We start from the raw sequence: 26847 nt of genomic DNA, 5'->3' as shown, positions 1-26847 counted from the left end.
CTCGCCGGACGCATCACGCGGTCGCGCCGGCGAACACCTCGAAGCCGGTGTCGAAAACCGAGGGTTCCGGCGGGCGCTGCGCCGACTCGAACGCCTTCTCGACCGCAGTGCGGCCAATGAGAAAACGGTTCGAGCGGATCGTTGAAAGCGGCTGCGGCAATTCCCGGCCGATATCGAGGCCGTTGAAGCCGAAAATCGCCAGCCGGTCCGGGATCGAGATATTCGCGGCCATGCAGTGAAAGATGCCGCCGACCGCCATGTCGTCGTTGGAATAGACGACGACATCGAGTTCCGGATGCTCGGCACAGAGCCGTGCCGTCATCTCCTTGCCGACGCCGACGGAGCTCGGCGCTTCCGCCACGGCTTCCGCCGTGATCGTCAGACCCGCATCCCGCAGCGCGTCCACAAGGCCGTCGTAGCGAAGACGCGCCCGCCGGTCCGCCGTCCAGTCGTGGCCGGCATAGCCGAAGCGGCGATAGCCGCGCCCGACGAGATAGCGCCCCGTGGCGTATCCGGCACGCCGGTGCGACATGCCGACGGCGATATCGATCGGCACCGCATCGATATCCATCATTTCCACGACGCGGATATCGCTTTGAATGAGCATGCGACGCGTCGCATCGGTATGTTCGAAGCCAGCGATCAGGATTGCGCTCGGCTTCCAGGACAAGAGCCCGCGAACGACCGCTTCCTCACGGTCCATGTCATATTCGGTGACGCTGATGACCGGCTGGTTCTCGCTGTCCCGCAGCGCGGCGTGGATGCCCTGAAGCACTTCGGGAAAGACGATGTTCGAGAGCGACGGAATGACGACGCCGACGAGATGGGAATCGAGCGAGGCCAGCGAGCCGGCGATCCTGTTCGGCACGTAGCCGGTGGCCCGCACCGCTTCCATCACCCGCTTTCGGGTTTCTTCCGCGACCGGCCCCTTGTTGCGCATGATGCGTGAGACGGTCGATTCGCCCACACCGGCACGCTGCGCGACGTCCTTGACGGTGACCTTGCTCTTCCGGTCGGGCAGACGCAGCCTCGGTTGCGTAGCTTCTCCCATTCTTTGTGCTCCAGTGCGGGTTCAAGAAGACCTGTCGGCTGTTTCCAACCATTCGTTCCCGTAGAACCTTTATACCAAGTCGTCCGACGCTGCGAAGAGCGCCGGACGACTTGTTTCACAAGAGGCCGTGGCGCGAACGGCGAATACGCATCACTTCTGTCCGACGTATTTCCGCCACGAGTGCTGCTCCCGGAAGCCGAGGATCTCGCGTGCCTTGCGATTCGACAGCAGGCTTTCGTATTCTCCCATCGGACGCGTGACCTTTACGCCCGGATAGAAGCGGTCGATCAGTTCCTGCGTCGGGAGGTCGGAAGAGGTTTCGTCGTTGGCGGCGTTGAACACCTCGAAGCCGAGCCCGTCCTTGTGAACGGCGAGGTCGACGATCTGGCCGAGATCCCGCGCGTCGATATAGCTCCACGCAATTCTCTTGCGGAAGCCCGGATCGGCAAACCATTTGGGGAAGAGTTCGTATTCGTGCGGCTCGATCACGTTGCCGATGCGGATGGCATAGATGTCGACGCCCGACCGCAGGGCGAAGGCCTGCGCGGTCTTCTCGTTGCAGATCTTCGACAGTGCATAGCTGTCCATCGGGTCGACGGGGTAATCCTCCTCCAGCGGGAAGTGCACCGGATGGCGGGGCTCGTTGGCGAAAACGAGACCATAGGTGGTCTCCGACGAGGCGATGATCACCTTCTTGATCCCGAGCTTCACCGCGGCCTCGATGACGTTGTAGGTCCCCATCGTGTTGATGCGGAACATTTCGTTGTCCGGCGTGAGCATGATCCGCGGGATCGCCGCAAAGTGGACGACCGCATCCACGGGCTGCGCCCGCAGTGACGGGTCGAATTCGTGCAGGCCCATGTAGCTCGAGAAGGCATTGAACACCTGGCCGCTGTCGGTAATGTCGGTGATCAGCGTGCGCACCTTGGGATTGTCGAGCGGCTTGGTGTCGATGTTCAGGACCTGGTGGCCCTGTTCGACGAGGTACTGGACGACATGCTTTCCAGCCTTGCCGCTGCCCCCGGTGAACATAATGCGTTTGCTCATCTCATACTCCATTGCTGCTGATATTGCTGTTGGGGATGTCGTCTTGCCCGCGGGGTCAGCCCGTCGCGGCGAACATCACGTTTTCCTGGCTGGCGTCCTGGTGGCTGAAGCCACCGGTGATGCGGCCCTCCCTGAGGACGATCACCCTGTCGCTGATGGCGAGGATCTCCGGCAGGTCGGAGGAGACCACGATGATCGACATGCCTTCCTCAGCCAGCTTGTTCAGCAGGGCGTGGACCTCGGCCTTCGCGCCGACGTCGATGCCGCGGGTCGGTTCGTCGACGATGAGAATGCGCGGCTTGCGGGCCACCCATTTGGCGATGATGACCTTCTGCTGGTTGCCGCCCGACAGATTGACGACCTTCTGTTCCGGGCTCGGCGTCTTGATCCCGAGCGCCTGGATGAACTCCCGGCAGCGCTTCGTCTCCCGGCCGCGATCCACGAAATCGAGCCGGCAATAGTCCGAGAGATGCGTGAGGCTGAAATTCTCGCGGACCGACATGTCGAGCACGAGCCCCTGCCCCTTGCGGTCCTCGGTCACGAAGCCGAGACCTTCGCTGATCGCAACCGAAGGGTCGCTCATCCTGACCGGCTTGCCATCGATCAGGATCTCGCCGACATAGGCCCGGCTGCCGAAGATCATTTCCATGACCTCCGTGCGACCCGCTCCGATGAGTCCGAAGAAGCCGAGGATTTCACCCCTGTGCAGGTCGAAGCTCACATCCCTGACATTGGCGGAATGATGCGTCGGCCGGTACATGCCGAGATTGCGCACGGACAACAGCACTTCGTCGGTGGCGTGGGAGACATGTTCGCCGAAGAACTGCGACAGTTCGCGATCGACCATCTTGCGCACCAGAAGATCGCGCGTCATTTCGCCGACGGGCCGAGAGTCCACGGTCTCGCCGTCGCGCATGACGGTCACCGTGTCGGCGATCTCGAAGATTTCCTCGAGCCGATGCGAGATGTAGACGATACCGATCCCCTGCGCGGCGAGCTTCTTGACCATGCGCAGCAGGACGGTTGCCTCGTGATGGCTGAGCGAGGCGGTCGGTTCGTCCATGATGATGAGTTTCGACTGATAGGAGATCGCACGGGCGATCTCGACCATCTGCTTTTGTCCGATGCTGAGATCGCCGACCAGCATCGCCGGATTGAGTTTCATGTCGAGTTCGGCGAGAACGGCGGCGGCAGCCGCATTCATCTTTCGCCGGTCGATCAGCCCGGCTGCATTCACCGGTTCGCGGGCGAGGAAGATGTTTTCCGCAATCGACAGATTATCGACGACCGCGAGCTCCTGGTAGATGATCGATATGCCGAGGGCTCTGGCATGCACCGGATCAGAGATTACGACGTCCTGGCCTTCGACCGCAATCGTACCGCCGGGATCACAGCGCTGCACGCCGGTCATGATCTTCATCAGCGTGCTTTTTCCCGCCCCGTTCTCGCCCGCGATGGCATGAACCTGTCCGCGATAGAGGGTGAGATCGACCCCTTTCAATGCCTTCACGCCCGGAAAGGTCTTTGAGATGTTTCGCATTTCGAGAAATGGGGTCATGGTCTGCTCGAATCCCGCTCCGGTGTGAATGGATGCGGAAGCAGTCGGCTCCCGCACCCAGGTTCTGCAGGTGTTACTTCGTGTAGCTGCCCAGATTGTTGGCCGTGACGACGGTGACGCCGGTATCGACATCGGCCGGGTTCTTCTCCTCGCCGGTGATCTGCGCCACCAGGTGCTCGACCGCCAGACGTCCCATCGTGACCGGACGCTGAACCATGATGCCGTCGATGAAGCCGTCCTTGACGCCCTTGACCGTGTCCGGCAGGTCGTCGAAGGCAAACACCTTCAGCACACCCTTGCGATCGGAGAATTCCTTCTCGGCGAGAACCTTGGCGACCGCGGGACCGCCGACCTGGCTGATACCGAAGATGCCCTTGAGGTCCGGGTTGGCGCGAAGCAGTGCTTCCGTCACCGACACCCCGCGGGCGAGATCGTCCTCGGTGCCTTCGGTGGCGGCGATGGTGATCTTCGGATAGGCTTCGAGTGCCTTCTTCACGCCGGCGATGCGCTCGTTCAGGTTCGATGCGCCGAGCTGACCGGTGACGATCGCCACCTTGCCCTCGCCGCCGATGGCTTCCGCCATCGCCTTGCCCATGGTTTCGCCAGCAGCTTCATTGATCGTGCCGATATACATGCTGCGGCCGCTGTTGGCGCTGTCGCTGTCGAAGGTGAGAACGGCAATGCCGGCATCGACGGCCTGCTTGATGATGCCTTCGACGGACTTCGGCTCGTTCACGGAAATCGCGATCCCGTCGACATGCCGCGCGATCAGGTCCTCGATGATCTTGACCTGCGTCGAACCCTGGGTGTTCTGCGGAACGACCCACTGATACTGCACGCCGAGCTTGTCGGCAGCTTCCTTCGCACCGGTGTTGCAGTCGTCGAAGAACGGGACGGCAACCTTCGGAACGACGGCGACGGTGATGTCGGCCTTGTCCTTGGCAAAGGCTGCACCCGTTGCCAGCAGCGACATCGTCAGGATCGCCGCACGAGCGGAATTGAAAAGTACACGCATGAAATCCTCCTCCTCAACAAGCTCTCCTCGAGCCTGGATTCTTCGTGATTGACTTAGATGTTCGGCATGCTCATTCGTCTTGGCTCAGTTTTTTCCTCCCATGATCCTGCTCCGCAGCACGTCGAGGCTCACGGCGATCAGGATGACGCCGCCGGTGATGGCCTGTTGCGCATAGGTATTGATGTTGAGAAGCACGACGCCGTTGGCGATCACGCCGACGAGCGCCGCGCCGATGACCGCACCGGTCACGCTCCCTGCCCCGCCGGCCAGACTCGCTCCGCCGATCGCGGCGGCGGCGATGACATCAAGCTCGGACCCGAAGCCGGAAGCCGGCTCGGCCGAGAGATAGCGGGAGAAACCGATGACGCCGGCCAATGCGGCAATCGTTGACGACAGGACATAGACCGACAGCTTGATGCGGTCGACCTTGACGCCGCTCAGCCGCGCGGCGTGCTCGTTCCCACCCGTCGCATAGACGTGCCGGCCGAAGCGGGTGCGGCGCATGATGACCGCGAAGAACAGCATCAGGACAACCATGATGATGACCGGCACCGGCACGGGGCCGAGATACCCCTGCCCGAGGACGGAAAAACCCTCCGGCGTCTCGGGCGTCACCGGCACGCCCCGGGTGATCATGTACATCAGCCCGCGCCCGATGCTCAGTGTTCCAAGGGTCGCGATGAACGGCGGCAAACCGATAAAGGTGATCAGGAGGCCGTTGCAGAGGCCGAAGACCAGGCCGACGCCCAGACCGGCGGCAACGCAGATCTCCGCTGGGTAACCCGCGCTGAAGCAGAGAGCGGTTACGAGCGAGGCAAGCCCCATGGCCGATCCGACCGACAGGTCGATGCCGCCGGTAATGATGACCATGACCATGCCGATGCTCATGATCGCCGTCAGCGAAAAGGCGCGGAACACGCCCATCAGGTTGTTCGTCGTGAAGAAGTAGGGCGTATAGAGGCTGATCAGGGCCCCGACCACGACCAGCGCGATCAGGACGTTGAACTCACGCACCTGGAACAGCCTGCCGGCTTCGGTCAGCAGGCGGGAATGCAGCGATCCGGACGCGGTTTGGTGCTGATCGGTCGCAAGCATTTCTCATTCCTCCCAAAAATTGCTCCGGTGCGCTGCCGCCTCGACGCAAGGGGCTCCTCAACCCCTTCGGCCGTCCGTGCCGCCCAATCTCCGGTCGAGAACTGACGGTAGAATGGCCATTGAATGGCAGCGCTGTCATTGTCTCGTTCAGTTCCCGGATTTTGTCAACCGGCATTTTACGATTTGCGGATATTCGCATTTCATCTGCGGATTCCCGCAATTCGTCAAAGATAGTGGAGATACGGCGCTTTTTGGATGTTGCGTTCATCCGAAGACGGGCGATAGTATGGCAGCGCTGTCATATTAAAGTCTGCTCGAGCCTGATCGCAGGCGAGAAATCGAACCGGAGAGCCCGTTGATGCCCGACGCGACAAAGGCCGCCATGTCCATCGCCATGATTCACACGGTCGCAGGCCTCGTGCCAACGCTGGACGCGCTTGCCAGGCGGGAACTGGACGACTGGGAGCCCTTCAACATTCTCGATGAAAGCCTGCTGAGGAATACGATCCGGGAGGGCAGCCTCTCGAAAGCGACGATGCGGCGCCTGACGCAGTACGTTTGGTCGGCCGTCGATGGCGGTGCCGATGCCGTTCTCGTCACCTGCTCCTCGCTCGGTCCGGCCGTTGATGCCGCGCGACACCTTTGCCCCGTGCCACTCTTCCGCATCGACACGGGCATGGCCCTCGAAGCGGTGTCGAAATCGTCGCGGATCGGCGTCCTGGCAACGTTGCCGACGACGCTCGGCCCCACCGGCGACGTCATCAGGAGGGCCGCGGCCGACACCGGGCGCGCCGATTGCCGCGTCACGGAGGAGCTGTGCGAGGGAGCGTTCCAGCGCCTGTCAGGCGGCGACCGCGAGGGACACGACGCCATTGTGGTCGACGGTTTCCGACGGCTTGCACCGAAGGTCGACCTGATCGTCCTCGCCCAGGCGTCGATGGCGAATGCGCTCGCCCCTCTCGGCCCCGAGCCGGGCGGCGTGCCGGTGCTGACCAGCCCCGAACTCGGCATGCGCCATGTCAGGCAGCAGCTTTCGGCAGGCGCGCCCCAGCGATGAAGGCGACGGTTTCCGGTCGTCCAGACCACGACATCAAGGCTGCCGGGCGGCGTCCCGGGCAGCGTCAAGCCAAGGAGTAGAACATGGAATATCGGCGACTCGGCCGCTCTGGCCTCAAGGTCTCGGCGGTGAGCATGGGTACCTTCTCGTTCGGCGGCAAGGGCGATTTCGCCATGGTCGCAAGCCAGGGCGTCAAGGAGGCGCAACGGCTGGTCGATACCTGCATCGACGGCGGCATCAATCTCTTCGACACCGCCAACATGTATTCCGCCGGACGTTCGGAGGAAATTCTCGGCGAGGTCCTCGAAGGACGTCGTGACAAGGTTCTCGTCTCCAGCAAGGCGCGCATGCGGATCGGGGACGGCCCGAACGACGAAGGCGTGTCACGCTATCACCTCATCCGCGAATGCGAGCGGAGCCTGAAGCGCCTGCGAACCGACCATATCGACATCTATTTCATGCACGAATGGGACGGACTTACCCCGGCCGAAGAAATGCTCTCGGCGCTGGACACGTTGGTCAGTCAGGGAAAGGTCCGCTATGTCGGTTGCTCGAACTATTCCGGCTGGCACATCATGAAGGTGCTGGGGATTGCGGATCTCAGGAATTATCCCCGCTTCGTCACGCAGCAGATCCACTACACGCTGGAAGCGCGGGAGGCGGAATACGAGCTCCTGCCGATCTCCGTGGATCAGGGCCTCGGCGTCATGGTCTGGAGCCCGCTTGCGGCCGGCCTTCTTTCAGGCGCGTTCCGCCGCGATCGGACGCCTTCCGACTCGCGCCAAGCGGCCGGGTGGAGCGAACCTCCCATCCGCGACAAAGAGCGCCTGTGGAGCATCGTCGACGTTCTGGTCGAGATCGCCGAGGCAAGAGGCGCCACGCCGGCACAGGTCGCACTCGCCTGGACGCTGTCACGACCGGCGATTGCCTCCGTCGTTGTCGGCGGGCTGACCGAACAGCATTTCCGCGACAACATCGCCGCGGTCGACCTGGAGCTGAGCATTCAGGAACTGGAACGCCTGAACGCCGTCAGCCGCCTCCCCTACATCTATCCCTATTGGCACCAGCACAATTTCGCGAAGGAACGCTTCTGCGCAGGCGACTGGGCGCTGCATCAGAGCTACGAGAATCTCGGGAAAATCTGAGGACGGCAGGCGGGTCCGGGACCCGCCTCCAAGACTTGCTCCCAGCCCCCGCCGGATCAGCCGGCGAACGCCTTCAGCCAGCCGAGCCCGGCGACGGTTTCGCCCGCCGGGCGGTATTCACAGCCGACATAGCCGGCATAGCCGAGCGCATCGAGCTCCCGCAGAACCCGGAAATCATTGAGTTCTCCGCTTCCCGGTTCGTTGCGTGCAGGCACCGAGGCGATCTGGATGTGGCCGATGATCGGCATCAACTCGCGCAGCCCACGGATCACATCGCCATGGATGATCTGGCGATGATAGATGTCGAACTGCAGCTTGAGATTGGGACGGGCCATATCGGCGATGAGGTCGGCGGCAAAATTGAAATCATTGAGGAAATAGCCCGGCATGTCGCGCGGGTTGATCGGCTCGATCAGCACGTCGAGACCCGCCTCCCCGGCTTTGTCGCAGGCGAACGCCAGCGAGGAACGGTACGTGGCGCGGGCCTTGGCATCCGAACGATCGGCGAGCCCGCTCATCACATGCAGCCGCCCGACACCGGTCGCGCGCGCATAGCGCAATGCCGTCTCCACGGATTGGCGGAACTCCCCTTCCCTTCCTGGCAGCGCAGCCAGTCCACGTTCTCCGCCCGCCCAATTGCCGGGCGGGAGATTGAACAGCGCCTGGGTCAGGCCGGCGGCGTCCAGCCGCGCGCGGATGACGTCCGGCTCGAAGTCGTAAGGGAACAGAAACTCGACCGCCTCGAAACCGGCGGCAGAAGCAGCGGCGAACCGGTCGAGAAATCCGGCCTCGTTGAACATCATGGTCAGATTTGCGGCAAAGCGTGGCATGCTCACTGCCTCCCCGGCGCTTCGGGCAGTTTCAGTCCGGCGACCTGCGCCAGCAGGCGGGCAACCGAGGCGTCGTCGTCACGCCCCATGCCGGCCGCCGACGTCATGATGAACATCTGCAGGGCCGTCGAGGCGATCGCCAGCGGGAATTTCAGGTCTCGCCCGATATCGGAAACGATCCCCAGATCCTTCGTGAAGATATCGATCGCGCTCCGCGGCGCGTAATCGCCCTCGAGGATATGCGGTACGCGATTTTCGAACATCCAGGAGTTGCCGGCAGACGCGGTGATGACTTCGTAGACCTTGTCTATGTCGAGGCCCAGAGCCTTGGCGAAAGTGATGGCTTCGCAGGCAGCGGCTATGTGAACGCCGGCCAGCAACTGATTGACAATCTTGAACGAAGCGCCGATTCCGGCCCGATCCCCCAGTTCGTAGACCTTCTGCGCGATGGCGTCGAGCACCGGGCGAACCTTGTCGAAGGCCTCCGGCCGGCCCGATGCCATGATCGTCAGCTGGCCCGCGGCGGCCTTGCCGGCGCCGCCGCTGATCGGCGCGTCGATATAATCGCGCCCCTGCGCCTGCACACGCTCTTCGAAGCCGCGTGCCATGTCCGGCCCCATCGTGGCGAAGGAGAGCACGACGCCGCCCTTCGCCATCGCCGCAACCACACCGTGGTCGCCAAAGAGGACGGTTTCCGTCTGGTTCGCGTTGACGACGACGGTGATGACGACATCCGCGCCGTCGGCCGCCTCGGCCGGGTCGCCGTTCGCCTTTCCACCGGCCTCGACAAAGCGCGTCATCGCAGCCTCGCTGACGTCGCAGCCGGTCGTCTCGAAGCCGGCGCGCAGCAGCGAGGTGGCGACCCCCATTCCCATGGACCCGAGCCCGACGACGCAGACTTTCAAACCCGTTTGATTGCTCATCTATGAAAACACCTTCCGATCCGTCGTCATCATGCCGCTCCGCAGGCGCTTGCTTTTCCTCTCCCGGAAAAGTAATGATAGCGTTGCCACTACATGGTTAGCCCATCTGCGAATTCCATTGCAAGCCCTTATTTTCGCCAGAAGATCAACGGCTTCGATGCGTTTCCGGAGGGCCGGCCCGCGGCCGACCGGCCGCGGCCATATCTGGGAGGAAGAATTGCTGATTGGCGCTGTTGCCGACGACATCACCGGGGCCACGGACCTGTGCCTCATGCTCTCTCGCGAGGGCATGCGCACGATCCAGGTGATCGGCGTGCCCACTGATGATGTCGCGTTTTCCGATGCGGATGCCGTCGTCGTTGCCCTGAAATCGCGCACGATCCCGGCCGCAGAGGCGGTCGAGATGTCGTGCACCTCCGCCCGTGCCCTTCTGGCCGCCGGCGCCGAACAGCTCATCTTCAAATACTGTTCGACATTCGACTCCACGGACGCCGGCAATATCGGGCCGGTCGCGGAAGCGCTGCAGGATCTGACCGGCGCGCCGGTGACGATCGCCTGTCCGTCGTTTCCGGCCGCCGGGCGCACGGTCTACAAGGGGCATCTCTTCGTCGGCGACAGGCTGCTCTCGGAAAGCCCGCTCAAGGATCATCCTCTCACCCCGATGCGCGATCCGGACCTCGTCCGTGTGCTGCAGCGGCAATGCAGCCGGCCGGTGGGTCTCGTGCAGGCCGAGACCATCGCGAAGGGTCCCGACGCCGTGAAGGCCGCCTTCGCCGAGCAATACGCCGCCGGCAAGCGCATTTTGATCGTCGACACGCTGAGTGACGCCGATCTCAGGACGATCGGCAAGGCCTGTGCCGGGATGAAGCTCGTGACGGGCGGTTCCGGCGTCGCCATGGGACTGCCGGAGAATTTCAGGCAGACGCGCGGATTCGTGCCGCCGCCGCGGGAAGCGCGGATGGCGGCGCCGGCCGGCCGCGCGGCCATTCTCGCCGGCTCGTGCTCGGCGGCGACGCGCGGCCAGATCGAGGCGGCGAAAGCGGCGGGGCTGCCCGCGCTGCGGCTCGACATCGCCGCCGTCGCGGAAGGGCGACAGACGGCCGCCGATCTAGCCCAGTGGGCGATCAACACGCCGGCCGATCGACCGCCGCTGATCTACTCCAGCGCCGGTCCCGACGAGCTGGCCGAGATCCAGACGCGGATGGGACGCCACGAGTCCGGCGCCCTGGTGGAAAGAACCCTGGCGGACGTCGCGCGTCGCCTCGCGGGCGCCGGTTTCTCCCGCTTTCTCGTCGCCGGCGGGGAGACGTCCGGCGCGATCGTCGAGGCGCTCGGTGTCAAGGTCCTGCTGATCGGGCCGGAGATCGACCCGGGCGTGCCGTGGACGCGCAGCATTTCGGGTCCCGATCTCGCACTGGCGCTCAAATCGGGAAATTTCGGGGCCACGGACTTCTTCCTGAAGGCCTGGGAATTGCTGGAAGCGGAGACCGAAGATGCATGATCTCAACCGTCTGCGTGACGAAGTGTGCCGCGTCGGACAGTCGCTGTTTCAAAGGGGGCTGACCTCAGGATCGACCGGCAATATCTCGGTCCGGACGGCCGATGGCGGCTGGCTGATGACGCCGACCAATGCCTCGCTCGGCAATCTCGACCCGTCCCGCCTATCCCTGTTCGACGCGGAGGGCCGTTTCATCGATGGAGACGCGCCGACGAAGGAAGCGTTCCTGCATTTTTCGATGTACGGCGAGCGTGCGGATGCCGGTGCCGTCGTGCACCTCCATTCGACCCATTCGACGGCTGTCAGCATCATGGCCGATGTCGACCCGGAAGACGTGCTGCCGGCCCTGACCGCCTATTACGTCATGCGCGTCGGGCGCCTGCCACTCGTTCCCTATTACGCGCCCGGCGATCAGGCACTCGCCGAGGCGGTGCGCAGCCTCGCCAGCCGGCACCATGCCATGCTGCTCGCCAATCACGGACCGGTCGTCGCCGGGACCAGTCTCGCCAACGCGCAGTATGCAACGGAAGAGCTGGAAGAGACGGCAAAACTCTTCCTGATGCTGCAGAACCACGCCAAGCGCATTCTCACACCCGAGCAGGTCGCGGACCTGCGCCGACGCTTCGCCCTTCCCTGACCGGCCGAGCCGATCAGCAAACCCGATTTTCGATAGATTCGCAGGAGAAAACTATGAACACGACGGCAAATGAAACGGTGGGCTTCGTCGGGGTCGGCCTCATGGGCCACGGCATGGCCAAGAACATCGTCGAAAAGGGCTATCCCTTGACGGTCATCGCCCACCGGAACCGCAAGCCGATCGAAGACCTCGTTGCCCGCGGCGCGACGGAGGCGAAGTCGCTCGAAGAGCTCGCAGCCGCGTCCACCATCGTCTTTCTCTGCCTCACCAGCTCGAGAGAGGTCGAGGCCGTCGTCAACGCCATGAAGCCGAAGCTTGGCCGCGGCGCGGTCATCGTCGACTGTTCGACGGGAGACCCCAGCGTCACCGCCCGGCTGGCGGAGGAACTGAAGGCGCTCGGTGTCCATTTCGCCGACGCCCCCTTGAGCCGAACGCCGAAGGAGGCCTGGGAAGGCACGCTCGATGCGATGGTCGGTGCCGACGATGATATCTTCGCACGAATCCGGCCGGTGATTGCGACCTGGGCCGGGAAGATCGTTCACATCGGCGGCATCGCCGACGGCCACCGGATGAAGCTGCTGAACAACTTCATCGCCCTCGGCATGGGCGCGCTTTTTGCGGAAGCGATAGCGCTGTCGCGCAAGGTGGGGATCTCGGTCGACCGGTTCGACAGCGTGATCCGCGGAGGCCGTATGGATAGCGGCTTCTACCAGACCTTCATGGGCTATGTCCTCGAAGGCAACAGGGAAGCGCACCGATTCACGTTGTCGAACGCCTACAAGGATCTGAAATACCTGGAATCCATGGCGAATGCGGCGACCGTCGCGACGCCGCTCGCCAGCGCGACCAAGAACTCCTACGCGGTCGCCGTCGCCGGCGGCGGCGGCGGACCGGAAGACTACGTGCCGCACCTCGCCGACTTCATCGCGAGACTCAACGGGCTGGAGACGAAATAGGCCGGCGAACCATCCGCCGCCGCGGGCATACACCCACGATCGCCAGGCTCTATTCGCTCAGGATTGCGCACTCTGCCGGAAGCGACCCCGCTTGCTTCCGGCGCGTCTCAGAGATTTTCCTTCAGCAGGATCTCGATGCGTATTCTTTCCTGCGACACAATGGGTTCGCGCTGTTCCAGGCGCGCGCGCATGATGCGGGTCGCGCTTCGGACGGCATGCCCCGGGTCCTGGGCGATGACGGCATCGATCCTGTCGTCGCGGAGCGCTTCCTCGCTGAAAGGCGTGAGCTCGTGGACGACCACGGTCAGCGGCCGCGGGTCGGTGACCGCCTCGATGGCCGAGACCGGGACCCTTGCCTCGGCGCTCAGCACGTAGACGGCTTCAATATCCGGGTTGTGCTCCAGCATCCTGCGGATCACGAGGCCGGCGCGACGCTCGTCACCATAGGTTTCCACCGAAGGCAAGGGGACGAGGTGCGGGAACTGGTCGTGGATGATCCTGTCGAAGCCCAGCCTGCGCTCGATGCTGTCCTGCGCCATCATGGTTTCTGCCACGACCATGATTTTTCCCGGCGTGCTCGCGAGAAACCGGCCGACCAGCTTTCCCGCCGTGGCGCCGGCGGCGAAATTGTTCACGCCGACGAAATCCGCCGCCGGCAGCTTTTCGTGGCCTGAAAGAAATTGAACGACCTTGATGCCGCGCTCGATCAGCCGGGCCATGGCGTCGCGAACCTGCGGCGATTCCGGCGCCATGATCGCGACACCGTCGAGTTCGCCCGGCTCGAGGCCGGAGAGATACCTCGCGACCGCATGCGGATCGGACATCGGCATCTGCACGAGATCGATGTCGGTGAGATCGGAGCGGAGTGCCTCGTGCGCCTCCCTCACCTCTCGCAGGATCCGTTGGAGATACTGATCGCCCGCGAGCGGCAGGACGAAGCGGAAGCGATAGATGCGGTTGCGCGCGAGATTGACGGCCGCCGGATTGCGCACGAAGCCGATCCGCTCGATCGCCTCGTTCACCTTCCGCGCCGCCTTCGCGCTGACATTCGGCCGATCGTTCAGCACACGGTCCACCGTGGCAAGACTGACACCTGCGGCTTCCGCGAGGTCCTTGGCTGTGGGTCTCATGAGGCCTTTCTACATATCGACACCGGAGTCGGCATAGACTTCTCCAACAATTTCAAGCGAAAAGCAAGAAATTGAGGTGCGCACCTCAAAATTTCCTTGCATTGAGGTGCGCACCTCAATTATACACTCATCCATGGTCGAATACCCGGACGCGGACTGTGTCCGGCGCGCATTCGCTATCGCGGCCGGCGGAGGAAAGTTGCCGGCCCGGAGGACTGAGAAACGCATTGGTTGCCCTGGAGGGGGCGTCGAACGCATCCCGATGGAGATCGGGATCGGTCAAGGGAGGAGAACGTCATGAAATCAGCATTCCTGAAATCCACAGTCGCCGCGGGCGCGCTCGCCTGGTCGAGCCTGTCGGGCGCGACCGCAGCCAAGGCCGACGAACTCACATTGTGCTGGGCGGCCTGGGACCCGGCCAACGCGCTGGTCGAACTCAGCAAGGATTTCGAAGCCAAGTCCGGCCACAAGATGAAGTTCGAATTCGTGCCGTGGCCGAACTTCGCCGACCGCATGCTCAACGAGCTGAATTCCGGCGGCAAGCTATGCGACCTGATGATCGGCGACAGCCAGTGGATCGGCGGCGCCGCCGAGAACGGCCAGTATGTGAAGCTCAACGATTTCTTCGACAAGGAAGGAATCAAGATGGAGAACTTCATCCCTGCGACCGTCGTCGGTTATGCCGAATGGCCGAAGAACTCGCCGAACTACTGGGCGCTTCCGGCCTTCGGTGACGTGGTCGGCTGGACCTATCGCAAGGACTGGTTCTCCCGTCCCGAGCTGCAGGACGAATTCAAGAAGAAGTACGGCCGCGATCTCGCCGTGCCGAAGACCTTCGCGGAACTCAAGGATATCGCCGAATTCTTCCAGGGGCGCAACATCGACGGCAAGACCGTCTACGGCGCAGCGATCTATACTGAGCGCGGCTCTGAAGGCATCACCATGGGGGCGATGGACGCCCTCTATTCCTTCGGCTTCGAATACCAGAACCCCGACAAGCCCTATGACATGGAGGGCTTCGTCAACTCGCCCCAGGCGATCGCAGGTCTCGAATACTACAAGTCGCTCTACGACTGCTGCACGCCTCCCGGATCGTCCGATGCCTACATGTCGGAGAACATCGACGCCTACAAATCGGGCCAGGTCGCGTTGCAGATGAACTTCGCCTTCATCTGGCCGGGGATCAACGCCGACCCGAATGTCGGCGGCGACAAGTCCGGCTATTTCCCCAATCCTGCAGGCCCTGACGGCAAGCAGTTCGCCCAGCTCGGCGGCCAGGGCATCTCGGTGGTTGCGGCCTCCGCGAAGCAGGATGCGGCACTCCAGTACATCAAGTGGTTCGCCCAGCCCGAGATCCAGCAGAAGTGGTGGTCGCTCGGCGGCTACTCCGCGCTCCGCTCGGTCGTGGAGGATCCGGGCTTTGCCACCAGCCAGCCCTATGCCCAGACCTTCCTCGACTCCATGGCCATCGTGAAGGACTTCTGGGCGGAACCGTCCTATGCCTCGCTCCTGCAGGCGACGCAGAAGCGCTTCCACGACTATGTGATCGCCGGCCAGGGTACGGCCAAGGAAGCCCTCGACGGCCTCGTCAAGGACTGGACCGAGGTCTTCGAGGACGAAGGCAAGATCTGATCCCCTGCCCCGGCTCTCGCGACCCGGTGGCCATCCGTCCAAGCGGTGCCGGCATCGTTCCGGCACCGCCCGCTCATTCCTTTCTTGTTGGGGGTTAGCCCATGTCCGAGAGCGCCATCGACCGCCTCGCGCGCGCAACGCCGTCCGGAGTCTCCAGAAGAATTTCAGGCCTGTCCGACCGGGCGATCGCCTGGATCTTCGTGACGCCGACGATCCTTCTGCTCCTTGCGGTCAACATCTTTCCCCTGATCTGGACCGTCAGGCTGAGCTTCACCAATTTCCGGGTCAACAGGCCCGGCGAGGCGCCCGAGTTCGTCGGATTGCGCAATTACACCCGCATCCTGACCGATGGCGACATCTGGCTCACCATGCAGGCGACGGCGCATTTCCTGTTCTGGACGATCGCGCTTCAGGTGCTGATCGGCTTCACGCTCGCCTACCTGATCAACAAGAAGTTCCGCGGAAACGATCTCTGGACGACGATCATCGTGCTGCCGATGATGCTGAGCCCGGCCGTCGTTGGCAACTTCTGGACCTTCCTCTACCAGCCGCAGATCGGCCTCTTCAACTACGTGGTCGGCTTCTTCAGCGGCGTCGACCCTTCGAGCTTCTCGATGATCGGCGACGTCTCGCTCGCACCCTGGGCGATCGTCATCGTCGACACCTGGATGTGGACGCCCTTCGTCATGCTGATCTGCCTCGCCGGACTGCGGTCGATCCCCGACAGCATCTACGAGGCTGCCGAATGCGACCGGGCGAGCAAATGGCGGCAGTTCTGGACCATTACCATTCCGCTGGTACTGCCCTTCCTGATGCTTGCGATCCTGTTCCGGGGCATCGAGAACTTCAAGATGTTCGACCTCGTCGTGCAGCTGACCGGTGGCGGGCCGGGTTCGGTGACCGAACTCACCTCGATCAACCTCAAGCGCGAGGCCTTCGAGAAATGGCGCACCGGCTATGCCTCGGCCTATGCGGTGATCCTCTTCGTCACGGTCTTCGGCCTCGCCTCGATCTATGTGAAGGCGCTGAACAAGGTGAAAGAACGATGAGCAATTACTCCGTCACCGAGCCATCGGCTCGTCAGAAATGGTTCGCCGGCATCCTCGTCGTCTTCTATGCCGTCGTGACGATCATGCCGCTCGTCTGGATCATCGCCACCGGCTTCAAGAGCCCCTCCGACGCGATTGCCTATCCGCCGAAGGTGCTGTTCGAGCCGACGCTCGAGGGCTACGTGAACCTCTTCACGACCAGGACCCGCATCTCCGATGCGGACCTCCAGGCCCTCGGCGAACCGAAGACCTGGTATGAAAGGCTTGTCCGGAAGGACGGACTGGTGATCGCCGGCCCCTCCCGCTTCGGCGAGCGTTTCTACAACTCCGTCGTGATCGGCTTCGGCTCGACCCTGCTCTGCATCGTGCTCGGGACGGCGGCAGCCTATGCCTTCTCGCGCTTCAAGGTGCCGTTGAAGGACGACCTTCTCTTCTTCATCCTGTCGACCCGCATGATGCCGCCGATCGCCGTCGCAATCCCGATCTTCCTGATGTTCCGGTCGCTCGGCCTGAGCGACACCCATGCGGGCCTGATCCTCCTCTATACGGCGGTCAATCTCTCGCTCTCGGTCTGGCTGCTCAAGGGCTTCATCGACGAGATCCCCGTCGAATACGAGGAGGCGGCGCTGATCGACGGCTACACGCGCTTCCAGGCCTTCTACAAGGTCGTGCTGCCGCAGGCCGTGACGGGCATCGCCTCGACCGCGATCTTCTGCCTGATCTTCGCCTGGAACGAGTATGCCTTCGCAGTCCTCCTGACCTCGGGCACGGCGCAGACGGCGCCGCCCTTCATTCCGACGATCATCGGCGTTAGCGGTCAGGACTGGCCGGCCGTCGCCGCCGGGGCCACGCTCTTCCTCGTTCCGGTCGTCGTTTTCACGATCGTCCTGCGCAAGCATCTCCTGCGCGGCATCACCTTCGGAGCCGTTCGAAAATGAACCAATTTCTCAACAGGTTGCGCCGGTTGCGGCGTAACGAATGGGAGCTCGTCGCCTCGGCGCTGATCGCTCTCGGCGTCTTCATGATGATGCAGCCCTTCACGCTGTCGCTCTATACCTATTCCTTCGTCGTGACATTGGTGGGCACCGTGATGTTCGTCATCGTCAGCCACTTCCCGGAGTAAGACATGGCGCAGATCAGAATACAGAACCTGCGCAAGGAGTTCGGCGCCTTCACCGCCGTCCAGTCATCGAGCTTCACGATCGAGGACGGCGAGTTCTTCATGCTGCTCGGACCCTCCGGCTGCGGAAAGACGACCACCTTGCGGATGATGGCGGGCCTCGAGCTGCCGAGCAGCGGCGAGATCCATATCGACGGCGAGGAGGTCGGCATGAAACCCGCCAGCCAGCGCGATATCGCCTTCGTCTTCCAGATGTTCGCACTCTATCCACACATGAACGTGCGCCGGAACATTTCCTATCCGCTGCTGAGCCAGGGCGTTCCCAAGGCCGAAGTCAGAACGCGGGTCGAGGAAGTGGCGAAAATCCTCCGGATCGAAGACATTCTCGACAAGCCCGTGGGCGGATTGTCCGGCGGCGACCGCCAGCGCGTGGCGCTCGGCCGCGCGATCGTGCGCCGGCCGAAGGCCTTCTTCATGGACGAACCGCTCGGCGCACTCGACGCGGAATTCCGCGAGCACATGGCGGAAGAATTGCGGGCCCTCCACGACCGGATCGGTGCAACCACCGTCTATGTGACCCACGACCAGCTCGAGGCGATGCAGATGGGCGACAAGATCGTCGTCATGAACCATGGCGTGGTCGAGCAGTTCGGCCAGCCGCAACAGATCTACGACTGGCCGGCGACCCGTTTCGTCGCCGACTTCATCGGTTCGCCGCCGATGAATTTCCTGGAGTTCGAGGGCATGATCAGCATCGGCGGCGACCACGTCGTTCTCGACGGGCATCGCTTTGCGGTTCCGGTGTCGCGGCAGGGCGCCGAGGGAAGGCTGACGCTCGGCGTCCGGCCGGAGCATGTCCGCTTTTCGGATGCATCCGCCTATCGCGGCAAGGTGCTCGCGACCGAGTATCTCGGCACGACCCAGATCATCACGCTCTCGACGCCGAACGGCAACATCAAGGCGCGGGTCTCCTCCGCCGACACCGTCAGGGAGGGCGAGATGGTCGGCCTGGAGTTCGACAACCGCACGTTGAGCATCTTTGCCGGTGAGCGCGGACATGCCCTGATCTCCGAAGGCAACGAAGGAGTGCTGCGCCATGGCTGAGGTCGTTCTCCAGTCCATCACGAAAAACTTCGCGGGCCACAGGGCGCTCGACGACGTGTCGATGACCGTACCCGACGGCTCCTTCGTCGTGCTGCTCGGCCCGACGGGTGCAGGCAAGACGACCACGCTCAGGATGATTTCCGGACTCGATCATCCCGACCGCGGCGATGTGTTCATCGGCGGCCGGTCGATGAAGGGCCTCACGCCCGCAGAGCGCAACGTCGCGATGGTCTTCCAGCAATATTCGCTCTACCCGCACCTGACCGTTCGCGAGAACCTCGCCTTCCCGCTGAAGTCACCGCTTCTGAAAACCCCGGCCGGCGAAATCGAGCGCAAGGTGCGCGCCGTCGCCGAGACGCTCCGCATCGCCCACAAGCTCGACAACAAGGCGACGGCGCTTTCGGGCGGCGAGATGCAGCGAGTGTCGATCGGCCGCGCGCTCGTCCGCTCGCCCGAGATATACCTGATGGACGAGCCACTGAGTTCGCTCGACGCGAAACTGAGGGCCGACCTGCGCGTGGAGCTGAAGAGCATCCAGGCGAATTCCGGGGCGACCCTGCTCTATGTCACGCACGACCAGGTCGAGGCGATGACCATGGCGACCCATATCGGTGTCCTGCATCACGGACGGCTTGTGCAGTTCGGCTCGCCGCGGGACGTCTATGAACGTCCGGTGAGCCTCTATGCCGCCCAGCGGCTCGGGCAGCCGCGCATCAACGTCCTGCCGGCGAACCTCTTCCCGGTGGCACCTCCGCGTGCGGCGAGCATCGGCCTTCGGCCGGAGCACATCCGCCAGGGCAGCGGCGAGGACAGTCTGGTCACGCGGGTCGAAAGGCTCGGCGACCAGACGCGCTTGCACCTGTCCTTCCGCGGACACACCATCGTTACCGTCACCGACCCCCACACGACCCGGCGTGACGGAGAGATCGTGAAGATCGAACCCGTTGATCCACTCTACTTCGATGCCGACGGCATGCGGCTCGCTTAAGGAAGGTTCCCATGGCTCAGTTCATCAACAAGAAAGAAGACGTCGTCATCGAGGCCGTGGAGGGCCTGCTGGCAACGGGCGCCGTGCCGCTGGCGCGCCTCGACGGCTATCCGCATATCCGCGTGATCGTCCGGGCGGACTGGGACAAGTCCAAAGTCGCGCTCGTCTCGGGTGGAGGATCCGGCCACGAGCCGGCGCATGCGGGCTTCGTCGGCGCGGGCATGCTGACTGCGGCCGTCTGCGGCGACGTCTTCGCTTCGCCGAGCGTCGATGCGGTGCTCGCGGGTATCCTCGCGGTCACCGGTCCGGCCGGCTGCCTCCTGATCGTCAAGAACTACACAGGCGACCGGCTGAATTTCGGACTGGCGGCGGAGCGGGCCCGGGCTTTCGGGCTCAATGTCGGCATGGTGATCGTCGACGACGACATCGCCCTGCCCGATGTGCCGCAGGCCCGCGGCGTCGCCGGAACGCTGTTTGTGCACAAGATCGCCGGAGCGCTCGCCGAAAGCGGCGCCGACCTCGAAACGGTGACCGCTGCCGCGCGCAGGGTCATTGCGGCGACGAAGAGCATCGGCATGTCGCTCGACACCTGCACCGTTCCGGGGTCGCCGAAGGAAAACCGCATCCCGGTGGGCATGGCCGAGCTCGGCCTCGGCATCCATGGCGAGGCCGGGGTGGAGCAGGTCGACTTCTCCGGCGCCCGGTCGGCGATGACCGCCGTCGTGGCCAAGCTGCGGTCGGAAATCGGGGACAAGCCGCACGTCGCGTTGATCAACAATCTCGGCGGGACGTCGGTTCTCGAAATGTCGATCCTCGCCCATGAGCTGATCCAGTCCGAGATCGGCGGGCTGATCAGCCACGTCGTCGGCCCGGCGGCCATGATGACCTCGCTCGACATGCGCGGGTTCTCCATCTCGCTTTACCCGGCCGAGGCCGACGAGATAGCCGCACTTGCCGAGCCGGTCGGCCCTGCCGCCTGGCCGGGTCTCTCTCCCGTCCGGCCGGTGTCGGTCGTCGCCTTGCCGGACGGGCTCACCCCGATCATGCCGCTGCCCTCCGACCACAGGCCGACCCGCGATTTCGTCACCGGCTGCTGCAACGTGCTGATCGCGGCCGAGGAGAGCCTCAACGCGCTCGACGCCAAGTCCGGTGACGGCGACACCGGGTCGACGCTCGCCGGCGCCGCCCGCGCGCTCGTCAAGGCGATGGACAGGCTTCCGCTTTCCGACCATACGCAACTCTTCCGGGCGACCGGGCTCGAACTCAGCCAGACGATGGGCGGCTCTTCCGGCGTCCTGCTGGCGATCTTCTTTGCCGCGGCCGGCGACGGTGCATCGAGTGGTCTGCCGATCCGGGACGCTCTTAGGGCCGGGCTTGCGCGCATGCAGGAAATCGGCGGGGCGAAGGTGGGTGACCGTACGATGGTCGATGCGCTTGCCCCTGCTCTCGATGCGCTCGAAGGTGGACTGAAGGCGGCGGCGGAGGCGGCGCGCGCCGGCGCCGACCGGACCGCGACGCTCGCCAAGGCCCATGCCGGCCGTGCCGCCTATCTCAGCTCGCGGCAGCTCCTGGGGCACGCCGATCCGGGCGCCGAGGCCGTGGCGTTGCTGTTCGAATTCCTGGCCCGTTCCGCGAACGGTGAGGCGGTGAGCGCACTGGCCCGCTAGGAAGCAACCGACGTCGGGGAGACCTCGCCCCGTCCGCGGCAATCTCTTCAGTAATGTGAGAGCGGACATGGCCGGCAGATGGCGAGTGCTTCACCCCATCGATTGGGAAGTGAGTGCAAAGACCATGGCCTCTCCGTCCTCACCCGAGCCATAGTCGGCATGCTCGCCGAGTGTCATCGTCGTGACGGTATCGAACACCGGCAGTCCGCATTGCTGGACGAAGTTGGCGAATACCCCCGTCTTGAAGTGCGTATCGAGACGGAGAAAGGTCCCTGCATGGGCAATCACATGCGGATGCACAACGGCAATCGCCTCCTCGTCGGAGTGGGCGACCACCGGCCCGACGACATGGCCGCGGCCGAAGCGGCGACACATGGAGAAAGCCCTGAGGCTCTGTCCGCGGAAAAGCCCGTAGGAGACGGATTGTTCCAAGAGGCGCGCGAGATGAAGCGGTCGGGCGGCGCCGAAGGCCGGCGCATCGAGCGCCGTCATCTGGTCGAGATCGGCAGGAGAGAGCTGCCGAAGCGTCAGCCCCGCCGGAATGTGTGGAGCGTCCGGCAGTGGACGTGCATCGCCCTGACACTGATGGACGGTTGCCCTCGGCACGAAACCCAGCGAACGATAGAGCCGATATGCCGCGCGCGTCGCGTTGAGCCTCAGTCGGCGCTTGCCGAATTCCTCGGCGATCAACTTCCGCATCAGCCATTGTGCCGCACCGTTGGTCTGCAGCCGCGGCGATGTGATGACCATGCCGATGGTCGCGAAGTCGTCACCGTGGGGAAACCACATCGCCGAGCCGAGCACCCGGTCGATCTCGTCCAGCGCGGCAAATCCGTGCCCGACTTCAAGCAGGGACCGCCAGTCCTCGGCGCGATGCGGCCAGCCGACTGCGATCGAGAGCGCGTGCAGTTGCGACAGGTCGACGTCCGCGATGTCGGCGAGACGCATGCGGAACGTGTCGACAAGCAGGCAATCCGAGACTTCGGCCTCCGTCATCCCTCTCTCTTCCTCCAATCCTTGCAGATCTCGATCCGGCGTGTTCGCGAACCGCGATACGCCCGACGCTAGACTGCTTCCGGCAACACAATCCGCTTCTCATCCACCTCCGCGCGCAAGATTCGACTGAAAGGCGCGCACCTTCGGCATCCATTCGCCGCCCTCGGGACTAGTCTTGCTCTCACCCCTTCCTCCAGAAGTTCCAATCTCCCCTCCCCGAGGGGCGACCGGCCCGGTCGCAACCAAAGCAGATGTGGCGGTACGAATGCAAGCAATCGACATCCTGGAAAAGCTCGTTTCGTTCCGCTCCGTTGTCGGCACCCCGAACGATGCGATCGTCGACTGGGTTCGCAGCTATCTCGAGGCGCATGGTGCGATCGTCCACGTCCTGCCCGGGCCCGAGGGGGACCGCGTCAACCTCTTCGCAACGCTCGGCCCGCGCGACACGGCCGGTTATGTCCTCTCCGGCCACATGGACGTCGTTCCGGCCACCGAACCCGGCTGGACCAGCGACCCGTTCCGCTTGCGCAAGGAGGCGAACCGTCTCTACGGGCGCGGCACGACCGACATGAAGGGCTTCCTTGCCGCCGCACTCGCAACCGTCCCGAAATTCGCCGAGCTGACGCTCGCGCGGCCGATCCACCTCGCCTTCTCCTATGACGAGGAGGCGGGTTGCCGGGGCGTTCCACACATGCTCGCACGCCTTCCCGATCTTTGCGCACCTCCCCTCGGGGCGGTGATCGGGGAGCCGAGCGGGATGCAGGCGATCCTCGCCCACAAGGGCAAAGCGGCGGCGAAAGTCACGGTCGAGGGTCGTGCCGGCCACTCCTCGCGTCCCGACCTCGGGCTGAACGCGATCCACGGGATGGCGACGGTGCTGACCAAGGCAGTCGCTGCCGCAACCGCGCTCACTGCAGGACCGTTCGATGCCACCTTCGAGCCACCCTATTCGTCGCTGCAGGTCGGCCGGTTGAACGGCGGGCGGGCGGTCAACATCATACCTGATCTCTGCGAGGCGGAGCTGGAGGCGCGCGCGATCGCGGGTGTCGACCCGCGACGTCTCCTGACGCCCGTGCGGGAAGCCGCCGAGGCGCTCACCGCGGATGGCTATGGAGTGACCTGGGAGGAACTCAGCAGCTATCCGGCCCTGTCGCTTCCGCGCACCGCGCCGCTTGCCGTTCTGCTCCGCGAACTTACCGGCCGGGAACCGCTTGCGGCGGTGAGTTACGGGACGGAAGCCGGGCTCTTCCAGCGGGCCGGCATCGACGCGATCATCTGCGGCCCCGGCGAGATCGGCCGCGCCCACAAGCCGGACGAATATATCTGCATGGAGGAGCTTTCCGCCTGCGAGACATTGCTTGAGCGGCTCGGGCGGCAGTGCCTGGCCTGAGCGGAAGAACGCCATGACCTTCCTGTTTTATTCCGACGCCGAACGCGGTGCCGTGTTTCGAGAGATCTTTGCTCGCGAACTGCCCGACCTGCCCTTCTCCATGGATCCGGCGAGGGTCGATGCGGACGCCGTCCGTTACCTGATCACCTGGACGGTCCCTCGGGATCTGGCGCGCTACCGCAATCTCGAAGTGCTCTTCTCGATCGGCGCCGGCGTCGACCAGTTCCGGCTTGCCGAGGTCCCGGCCTCCGTGAAGGTCGTCCGCATGGTCGAGGACGGCATCATCCGGATGATGCAGGAATATGCGGCGCTGGCGGTCCTTGCTCTTCACCGCGGCCTGCCCGCCTATCTCCGCCAGCAGCGCGACGAGGTCTGGCAAGCCCTGCCGCAAGCACAGGCCCGTGAACGCCGTGTCGGCGTGCTGGGGCTCGGCATGCTCGGCCGGGCGGTCATCGAACGGCTGAAACCCTTCGGCTTTCCGCTTTCCGGCTGGAGCCGGTCGCAACACGATATCGACGGCGTAACCTGCTTTGCAGGCAAGACCGGTCTCGACGCAATGCTCGCCGAAACCGACATCCTTCTCTGCCTCCTGCCGCTCACGGACGCGACAAGAGGATTTCTCGACGCCGACCTCTTCAACAGGTTGCCGCGCGGCGCCGGGCTCGTTCATGTCGGCCGCGGACCGCAGCTGAACCATGACGACCTGATCGCGGCTCTGGATGGCGGGCAACTGTCGGGCGCGATGATCGACGTCACCGAACCGGAACCGCTGCCTCCCGGGCATGCCTTCTGGAGCCATCCGAAGATCGTGCTGACGCCCCATGTGGCAAGCGTCACCCAACCGCAAACGGCAGCCCGCGCCGTGATCGACAACATCCGGCGCCTGCGCGAAGGCCTCGATCCCGTCGGGCTCATCAACCGCAACCGCGGCTACTGACATTCTCACCCTGAAAGGAAACCCATGTCGCTCCTCAAGACCATAGACCCGAACCCCTCCTTTGCGCCGCGCGAAAGCCTGCCACAGCCGGACCGCCTGATTGCGGGAAGCCCCAACTTCAAGACCTGGGCGCAGGACGTCGCACACGGAGACCTGGTGCATACCGGTGTATGGGAAGCGACCCCGGGCGAAACCCGCTCGATCAAGGGCGAGACCTTCGAATTCTGCCACATCCTCGCCGGTGTCGTCGAAATCACGCCCGACAGCGGGGAACCCGTAATCTACAAGGCGGGCGACAGCTTCGTTATGAAACCGGGTTTCGTCGGCGTCTGGAAGACGATCGAAACCGTTCGCAAGATCTATCTCACGGTCACCCCGAAAAACTGACCGACTAAGCCCGGCCCTCGGCCGGGAGCAATGTCCGCTTACCGTAGAATGCACTGCGGCAAGCCGGCAAAACGGCTTTTTCGGCCATCGCCGGCTTGCTGCTCGGATCAAGCTGCTCCGCCGGGTCGCCTACCATCCCTTCCAGTGATGAAAGGTGTACCCATGACACTGAGCTTTGATCCCGACAGCCTGTCCATTCCGGTCGGACACTTCATCGGCGGCCGGCTGGTCGCCGCAGACGGCGTCATCGAGATGCATCGCCCCTCCGACGGGCATGCGTATGCCGGCTGTCCCGTTGCCGACGGCAATGTGGTCGACGAGGCCGTGCAGGTGGCCAAGAAAGCCCTGAAGAACAGCAACTGGGGCGGCCTTCGCCCGCGTGAACGTACGCGCGTGTTGCAGCGCTGGGCCGATCTCATCGAAGAGGATGCCGGGACGCTTGCACGGCTCGAAGCCGTCTCCTCGACGCGGCCCGTCGGCCATCTGGTCGAGGGCGATATTGCCGTTTCGGCCGAGCAGATCCGTTTCTTCGCGGAATTCGCCGACAAGGAGGGCAGCGATCTCGTTCCGACCGATGATGCCAGCCTCGGCATGGTCATGAGCGAACCCTACGGTGTCGTCGGCGCGATCACGCCCTGGAACTTCCCGATCTCGATGGCGGCATGGAAGCTCGGTCCCGCGCTTGCCGCGGGCAATGCGGTGGTGATCAAGCCGTCGGAAATGACGCCCTTCACCACCCTCCGCCTCGCGGAGCTTGCCGTTCGCGCCGGCGTGCCGGCGGGGCTCGTCAACGTCGTGCTCGGCGACGGGTCGGTCACCGGCAATGCGATTACCGGCCATCCGGACATCGCCAAGGTGAGCTTCACCGGATCGACCCGCGCCGGCGCCGCGATCATGGAGAACATCGCCCGCACCGGCGTCAAGCCGATGACGCTCGAGCTCGGCGGCAAGAGCCCGCAACTCGTCTTTGCCGACGCCGATCTCGACAAGGCCGCGGCAGCGATCGCGGGCAGTATCCTTTCGAATGCCGGGCAAGCCTGTGTGGCCGGATCGCGGCTGATCGTCGAGGAGGCAATCGTCGAACCCCTCGTCGCGGCGATCATCGATCGCATGAAGGCTGCGAGCGCCGGCCCGACCTGGAGCGCGGCCAGCCAGTATTCGCCGATCATCTCCGAACGGCAGCGAGAACGCATCCATTCGATCGTCTCCGCGGCCGTCCGCGCTGGCGGCGAGTGCCTGACGGGCGGCGCTCCGATGGACGCACCCGGCTATTTCTATGAACCGACACTGATTGCCGGTGTCGGCGAGGATTCGCCCGCCGTCACTGAGGAAATCTTCGGCCCGGTGCTGACGCTGCAGACCTTCCGGGACGAAGACGAGGCGCTCTCGCTTGCCGATCACCCAGTCTATGGGCTGGCGAGCGGCCTCTTCACCCGTGACCTGTCACGCGCCCTCCGCCTCACGCGGCGGCTGCAGGCCGGCACGGTCTGGGTCAACCGCTACAGCCGCTCGCGCGACCATATCCTGCCGACGGGTGGCTACAAGCGCTCCGGCATCGGCAAGGATCTCGGACGCGAGGCCTATCACGCGAACCGCAGGACGAAGAGCGTCCTCATCAGTCTCTAGGAAACAGCC

General features: G+C 64.0%; 25 protein-coding genes. 16 read left to right on the top strand and 9 right to left on the bottom strand.

Translation table 11 applies throughout. The features are described 5' to 3' along the window. Positions 1-13 precede the first annotated feature (13 nt). From NHF53_RS17085 to NHF53_RS17065, 5 genes are all read right to left on the bottom strand, one after another. Positions 14-1051, bottom strand: a complete 1038-nt coding sequence (locus tag NHF53_RS17085; protein ID WP_252835314.1) for a LacI family DNA-binding transcriptional regulator — start codon at positions 1049-1051, stop codon at positions 14-16. Between the two features lie 150 nt (positions 1052-1201). Then, a complete protein-coding gene (locus NHF53_RS17080) occupies positions 1202-2098 on the bottom strand; it encodes an NAD(P)-dependent oxidoreductase (RefSeq protein ID WP_252835313.1) in 897 nt (298 codons plus the stop codon). Between the two features lie 55 nt (positions 2099-2153). After that, the gene (locus NHF53_RS17075) at positions 2154-3656 is read right to left on the bottom strand and encodes a sugar ABC transporter ATP-binding protein (RefSeq protein WP_252835312.1); all 1503 of its coding nucleotides are present in this window, start codon (positions 3654-3656) and stop codon (positions 2154-2156) included. A 73-nt stretch (positions 3657-3729) separates the two neighbouring features. Further along, on the bottom strand, positions 3730-4671 hold the full coding sequence (locus NHF53_RS17070; protein WP_252835311.1) for a sugar-binding protein: 942 nt from the start codon (positions 4669-4671) through the stop codon (positions 3730-3732). A gap of 84 nt (positions 4672-4755) precedes the next feature. Continuing rightward, positions 4756-5766, bottom strand: coding sequence for an ABC transporter permease (locus tag NHF53_RS17065; RefSeq protein ID WP_252835310.1), 1011 nt, complete (start codon positions 5764-5766; stop codon positions 4756-4758). Positions 5767-6124: 358 nt separating this feature from the next. On the opposite strand from NHF53_RS17065, the gene NHF53_RS17060 reads away from it, so the two are divergent. Then, positions 6125-6823 carry an aspartate/glutamate racemase family protein gene (locus tag NHF53_RS17060; RefSeq protein WP_252835309.1) on the top strand — a complete coding sequence of 233 codons (699 nt, stop codon included), beginning with the start codon at positions 6125-6127 and terminating at the stop codon, positions 6821-6823. An 83-nt stretch (positions 6824-6906) separates the two neighbouring features. After that, positions 6907-7968, top strand: coding sequence for an aldo/keto reductase (locus tag NHF53_RS17055; protein WP_252835308.1), 1062 nt, complete (start codon positions 6907-6909; stop codon positions 7966-7968). A gap of 56 nt (positions 7969-8024) precedes the next feature. Here the strand turns inward: NHF53_RS17055 and otnI are convergent, their stop codons facing one another. Next, entirely contained in the window at positions 8025-8798 is a 774-nt protein-coding gene (gene otnI / locus NHF53_RS17050; RefSeq protein ID WP_252835307.1) for a 2-oxo-tetronate isomerase, read from the bottom strand. A gap of 2 nt (positions 8799-8800) precedes the next feature. After that, positions 8801-9721 (bottom strand): L-threonate dehydrogenase, encoded by a 921-nt coding sequence (gene ltnD, locus NHF53_RS17045; protein WP_252835306.1) that lies wholly within the window; start codon positions 9719-9721, stop codon positions 8801-8803. 157 nt (positions 9722-9878) lie between these two features. Between ltnD and otnK the strand changes: the two genes are divergently transcribed. The 3 genes from otnK to NHF53_RS17030 are packed head-to-tail and all read left to right on the top strand — an operon-like array spanning position 9879 to position 12812. Further along, positions 9879-11222: a 3-oxo-tetronate kinase gene (otnK, locus tag NHF53_RS17040; RefSeq protein WP_252835305.1), complete on the top strand. Its 1344-nt coding sequence runs from the start codon at positions 9879-9881 to the stop codon at positions 11220-11222. Next, complete coding sequence (gene otnC, locus NHF53_RS17035; RefSeq protein ID WP_252835304.1) at positions 11215-11856, top strand: 3-oxo-tetronate 4-phosphate decarboxylase; 642 nt, start codon at positions 11215-11217, stop codon at positions 11854-11856. The genes otnK and otnC overlap by 8 nt, the downstream gene beginning before the upstream one ends. 32 nt (positions 11857-11888) lie before the next feature. Next, the gene (locus tag NHF53_RS17030; protein WP_308218694.1) at positions 11889-12812 is read left to right on the top strand and encodes an NAD(P)-dependent oxidoreductase; all 924 of its coding nucleotides are present in this window, start codon (positions 11889-11891) and stop codon (positions 12810-12812) included. 107 nt (positions 12813-12919) lie between these two features. Here NHF53_RS17030 and NHF53_RS17025 read toward each other — a convergent pair whose 3' ends face one another. Continuing rightward, positions 12920-13942 (bottom strand): LacI family DNA-binding transcriptional regulator, encoded by a 1023-nt coding sequence (locus NHF53_RS17025; protein WP_114365202.1) that lies wholly within the window; start codon positions 13940-13942, stop codon positions 12920-12922. A 297-nt stretch (positions 13943-14239) separates the two neighbouring features. On the opposite strand from NHF53_RS17025, the gene NHF53_RS17020 reads away from it, so the two are divergent. The 7 genes from NHF53_RS17020 to NHF53_RS16990 all read left to right on the top strand — a co-directional run bounded on the left by NHF53_RS17020 (position 14240) and on the right by NHF53_RS16990 (position 21502). Further along, positions 14240-15574: an ABC transporter substrate-binding protein gene (locus NHF53_RS17020; RefSeq protein ID WP_252835303.1), complete on the top strand. Its 1335-nt coding sequence runs from the start codon at positions 14240-14242 to the stop codon at positions 15572-15574. Positions 15575-15675: 101 nt separating this feature from the next. Then, positions 15676-16623, top strand: coding sequence for a carbohydrate ABC transporter permease (locus NHF53_RS17015; protein WP_114365204.1), 948 nt, complete (start codon positions 15676-15678; stop codon positions 16621-16623). Continuing rightward, complete coding sequence (locus tag NHF53_RS17010) at positions 16620-17561, top strand: carbohydrate ABC transporter permease (protein ID WP_252835302.1); 942 nt, start codon at positions 16620-16622, stop codon at positions 17559-17561. The genes NHF53_RS17015 and NHF53_RS17010 overlap by 4 nt, the downstream gene beginning before the upstream one ends. Further along, positions 17558-17746: a hypothetical protein gene (locus tag NHF53_RS17005; protein ID WP_114365206.1), complete on the top strand. Its 189-nt coding sequence runs from the start codon at positions 17558-17560 to the stop codon at positions 17744-17746. Before NHF53_RS17010 ends, NHF53_RS17005 begins: the two co-directional genes overlap by 4 nt. Positions 17747-17749: 3 nt before the next feature. Continuing rightward, the gene (locus NHF53_RS17000) at positions 17750-18847 is read left to right on the top strand and encodes an ABC transporter ATP-binding protein (protein ID WP_252835301.1); all 1098 of its coding nucleotides are present in this window, start codon (positions 17750-17752) and stop codon (positions 18845-18847) included. Then, on the top strand, positions 18840-19835 hold the full coding sequence (locus tag NHF53_RS16995) for an ABC transporter ATP-binding protein (RefSeq protein WP_252835300.1): 996 nt from the start codon (positions 18840-18842) through the stop codon (positions 19833-19835). Before NHF53_RS17000 ends, NHF53_RS16995 begins: the two co-directional genes overlap by 8 nt. Positions 19836-19846: 11 nt before the next feature. Further along, entirely contained in the window at positions 19847-21502 is a 1656-nt protein-coding gene (locus NHF53_RS16990; RefSeq protein WP_252835299.1) for a dihydroxyacetone kinase subunit DhaK, read from the top strand. Positions 21503-21592: 90 nt separating this feature from the next. Here the strand turns inward: NHF53_RS16990 and NHF53_RS16985 are convergent, their stop codons facing one another. Continuing rightward, complete coding sequence (locus NHF53_RS16985) at positions 21593-22498, bottom strand: GNAT family N-acetyltransferase (protein ID WP_252835298.1); 906 nt, start codon at positions 22496-22498, stop codon at positions 21593-21595. A gap of 265 nt (positions 22499-22763) precedes the next feature. Between NHF53_RS16985 and argE the strand changes: the two genes are divergently transcribed. The 4 genes from argE to NHF53_RS16965 all read left to right on the top strand — a co-directional run bounded on the left by argE (position 22764) and on the right by NHF53_RS16965 (position 26838). Beyond that, positions 22764-23888 carry an acetylornithine deacetylase gene (argE, locus tag NHF53_RS16980; protein ID WP_252835297.1) on the top strand — a complete coding sequence of 375 codons (1125 nt, stop codon included), beginning with the start codon at positions 22764-22766 and terminating at the stop codon, positions 23886-23888. A gap of 13 nt (positions 23889-23901) precedes the next feature. Beyond that, positions 23902-24825, top strand: coding sequence for a glyoxylate/hydroxypyruvate reductase A (locus tag NHF53_RS16975; RefSeq protein ID WP_252835296.1), 924 nt, complete (start codon positions 23902-23904; stop codon positions 24823-24825). Between the two features lie 24 nt (positions 24826-24849). Then, positions 24850-25212, top strand: a complete 363-nt coding sequence (locus NHF53_RS16970; protein WP_114365213.1) for a cupin domain-containing protein — start codon at positions 24850-24852, stop codon at positions 25210-25212. A 162-nt stretch (positions 25213-25374) separates the two neighbouring features. Then, a complete protein-coding gene (locus NHF53_RS16965; protein WP_252835295.1) occupies positions 25375-26838 on the top strand; it encodes an aldehyde dehydrogenase in 1464 nt (487 codons plus the stop codon). The last annotated feature ends 9 nt before the right edge of the window (positions 26839-26847 follow it).

Origin of the sequence: Ciceribacter sp. RN22 (genome assembly GCF_024054295.1) — a bacterium.
Classification (GTDB): Bacteria; Pseudomonadota; Alphaproteobacteria; order Rhizobiales; family Rhizobiaceae; genus Allorhizobium; species Allorhizobium lividum.
The sequence above is the reverse complement of the archived record's forward strand: the minus strand, read 5'-3'. Positions and strand labels throughout refer to the sequence as shown.

What these genes read in the sequence shown, in the direction of transcription:
- NHF53_RS17085 (WP_252835314.1), bottom strand. Translation starts at nt 1,051, where the DNA reads ATGGGAGAAGCTACGCAACCGAGGCTGCGTCTGCCCGACCGGAAGAGC.
- NHF53_RS17080 (WP_252835313.1), bottom strand. Translation starts at nt 2,098, where the DNA reads ATGAGCAAACGCATTATGTTCACCGGGGGCAGCGGCAAGGCTGGAAAG.
- NHF53_RS17075 (WP_252835312.1), bottom strand. Translation starts at nt 3,656, where the DNA reads ATGACCCCATTTCTCGAAATGCGAAACATCTCAAAGACCTTTCCGGGC.
- NHF53_RS17070 (WP_252835311.1), bottom strand. Translation starts at nt 4,671, where the DNA reads ATGCGTGTACTTTTCAATTCCGCTCGTGCGGCGATCCTGACGATGTCG.
- NHF53_RS17065 (WP_252835310.1), bottom strand. Translation starts at nt 5,766, where the DNA reads ATGCTTGCGACCGATCAGCACCAAACCGCGTCCGGATCGCTGCATTCC.
- NHF53_RS17060 (WP_252835309.1), top strand. Translation starts at nt 6,125, where the DNA reads ATGCCCGACGCGACAAAGGCCGCCATGTCCATCGCCATGATTCACACG.
- NHF53_RS17055 (WP_252835308.1), top strand. Translation starts at nt 6,907, where the DNA reads ATGGAATATCGGCGACTCGGCCGCTCTGGCCTCAAGGTCTCGGCGGTG.
- otnI (WP_252835307.1), bottom strand. Translation starts at nt 8,798, where the DNA reads ATGCCACGCTTTGCCGCAAATCTGACCATGATGTTCAACGAGGCCGGA.
- ltnD (WP_252835306.1), bottom strand. Translation starts at nt 9,721, where the DNA reads ATGAGCAATCAAACGGGTTTGAAAGTCTGCGTCGTCGGGCTCGGGTCC.
- otnK (WP_252835305.1), top strand. Translation starts at nt 9,879, where the DNA reads ATGCGTTTCCGGAGGGCCGGCCCGCGGCCGACCGGCCGCGGCCATATC.
- otnC (WP_252835304.1), top strand. Translation starts at nt 11,215, where the DNA reads ATGCATGATCTCAACCGTCTGCGTGACGAAGTGTGCCGCGTCGGACAG.
- NHF53_RS17025 (WP_114365202.1), bottom strand. Translation starts at nt 13,942, where the DNA reads ATGAGACCCACAGCCAAGGACCTCGCGGAAGCCGCAGGTGTCAGTCTT.
- NHF53_RS17020 (WP_252835303.1), top strand. Translation starts at nt 14,240, where the DNA reads ATGAAATCAGCATTCCTGAAATCCACAGTCGCCGCGGGCGCGCTCGCC.
- NHF53_RS17015 (WP_114365204.1), top strand. Translation starts at nt 15,676, where the DNA reads ATGTCCGAGAGCGCCATCGACCGCCTCGCGCGCGCAACGCCGTCCGGA.
- NHF53_RS17010 (WP_252835302.1), top strand. Translation starts at nt 16,620, where the DNA reads ATGAGCAATTACTCCGTCACCGAGCCATCGGCTCGTCAGAAATGGTTC.
- NHF53_RS17005 (WP_114365206.1), top strand. Translation starts at nt 17,558, where the DNA reads ATGAACCAATTTCTCAACAGGTTGCGCCGGTTGCGGCGTAACGAATGG.
- NHF53_RS17000 (WP_252835301.1), top strand. Translation starts at nt 17,750, where the DNA reads ATGGCGCAGATCAGAATACAGAACCTGCGCAAGGAGTTCGGCGCCTTC.
- NHF53_RS16995 (WP_252835300.1), top strand. Translation starts at nt 18,840, where the DNA reads ATGGCTGAGGTCGTTCTCCAGTCCATCACGAAAAACTTCGCGGGCCAC.
- NHF53_RS16990 (WP_252835299.1), top strand. Translation starts at nt 19,847, where the DNA reads ATGGCTCAGTTCATCAACAAGAAAGAAGACGTCGTCATCGAGGCCGTG.
- NHF53_RS16985 (WP_252835298.1), bottom strand. Translation starts at nt 22,498, where the DNA reads ATGACGGAGGCCGAAGTCTCGGATTGCCTGCTTGTCGACACGTTCCGC.
- argE (WP_252835297.1), top strand. Translation starts at nt 22,764, where the DNA reads ATGCAAGCAATCGACATCCTGGAAAAGCTCGTTTCGTTCCGCTCCGTT.
- NHF53_RS16975 (WP_252835296.1), top strand. Translation starts at nt 23,902, where the DNA reads ATGACCTTCCTGTTTTATTCCGACGCCGAACGCGGTGCCGTGTTTCGA.
- NHF53_RS16970 (WP_114365213.1), top strand. Translation starts at nt 24,850, where the DNA reads ATGTCGCTCCTCAAGACCATAGACCCGAACCCCTCCTTTGCGCCGCGC.
- NHF53_RS16965 (WP_252835295.1), top strand. Translation starts at nt 25,375, where the DNA reads ATGACACTGAGCTTTGATCCCGACAGCCTGTCCATTCCGGTCGGACAC.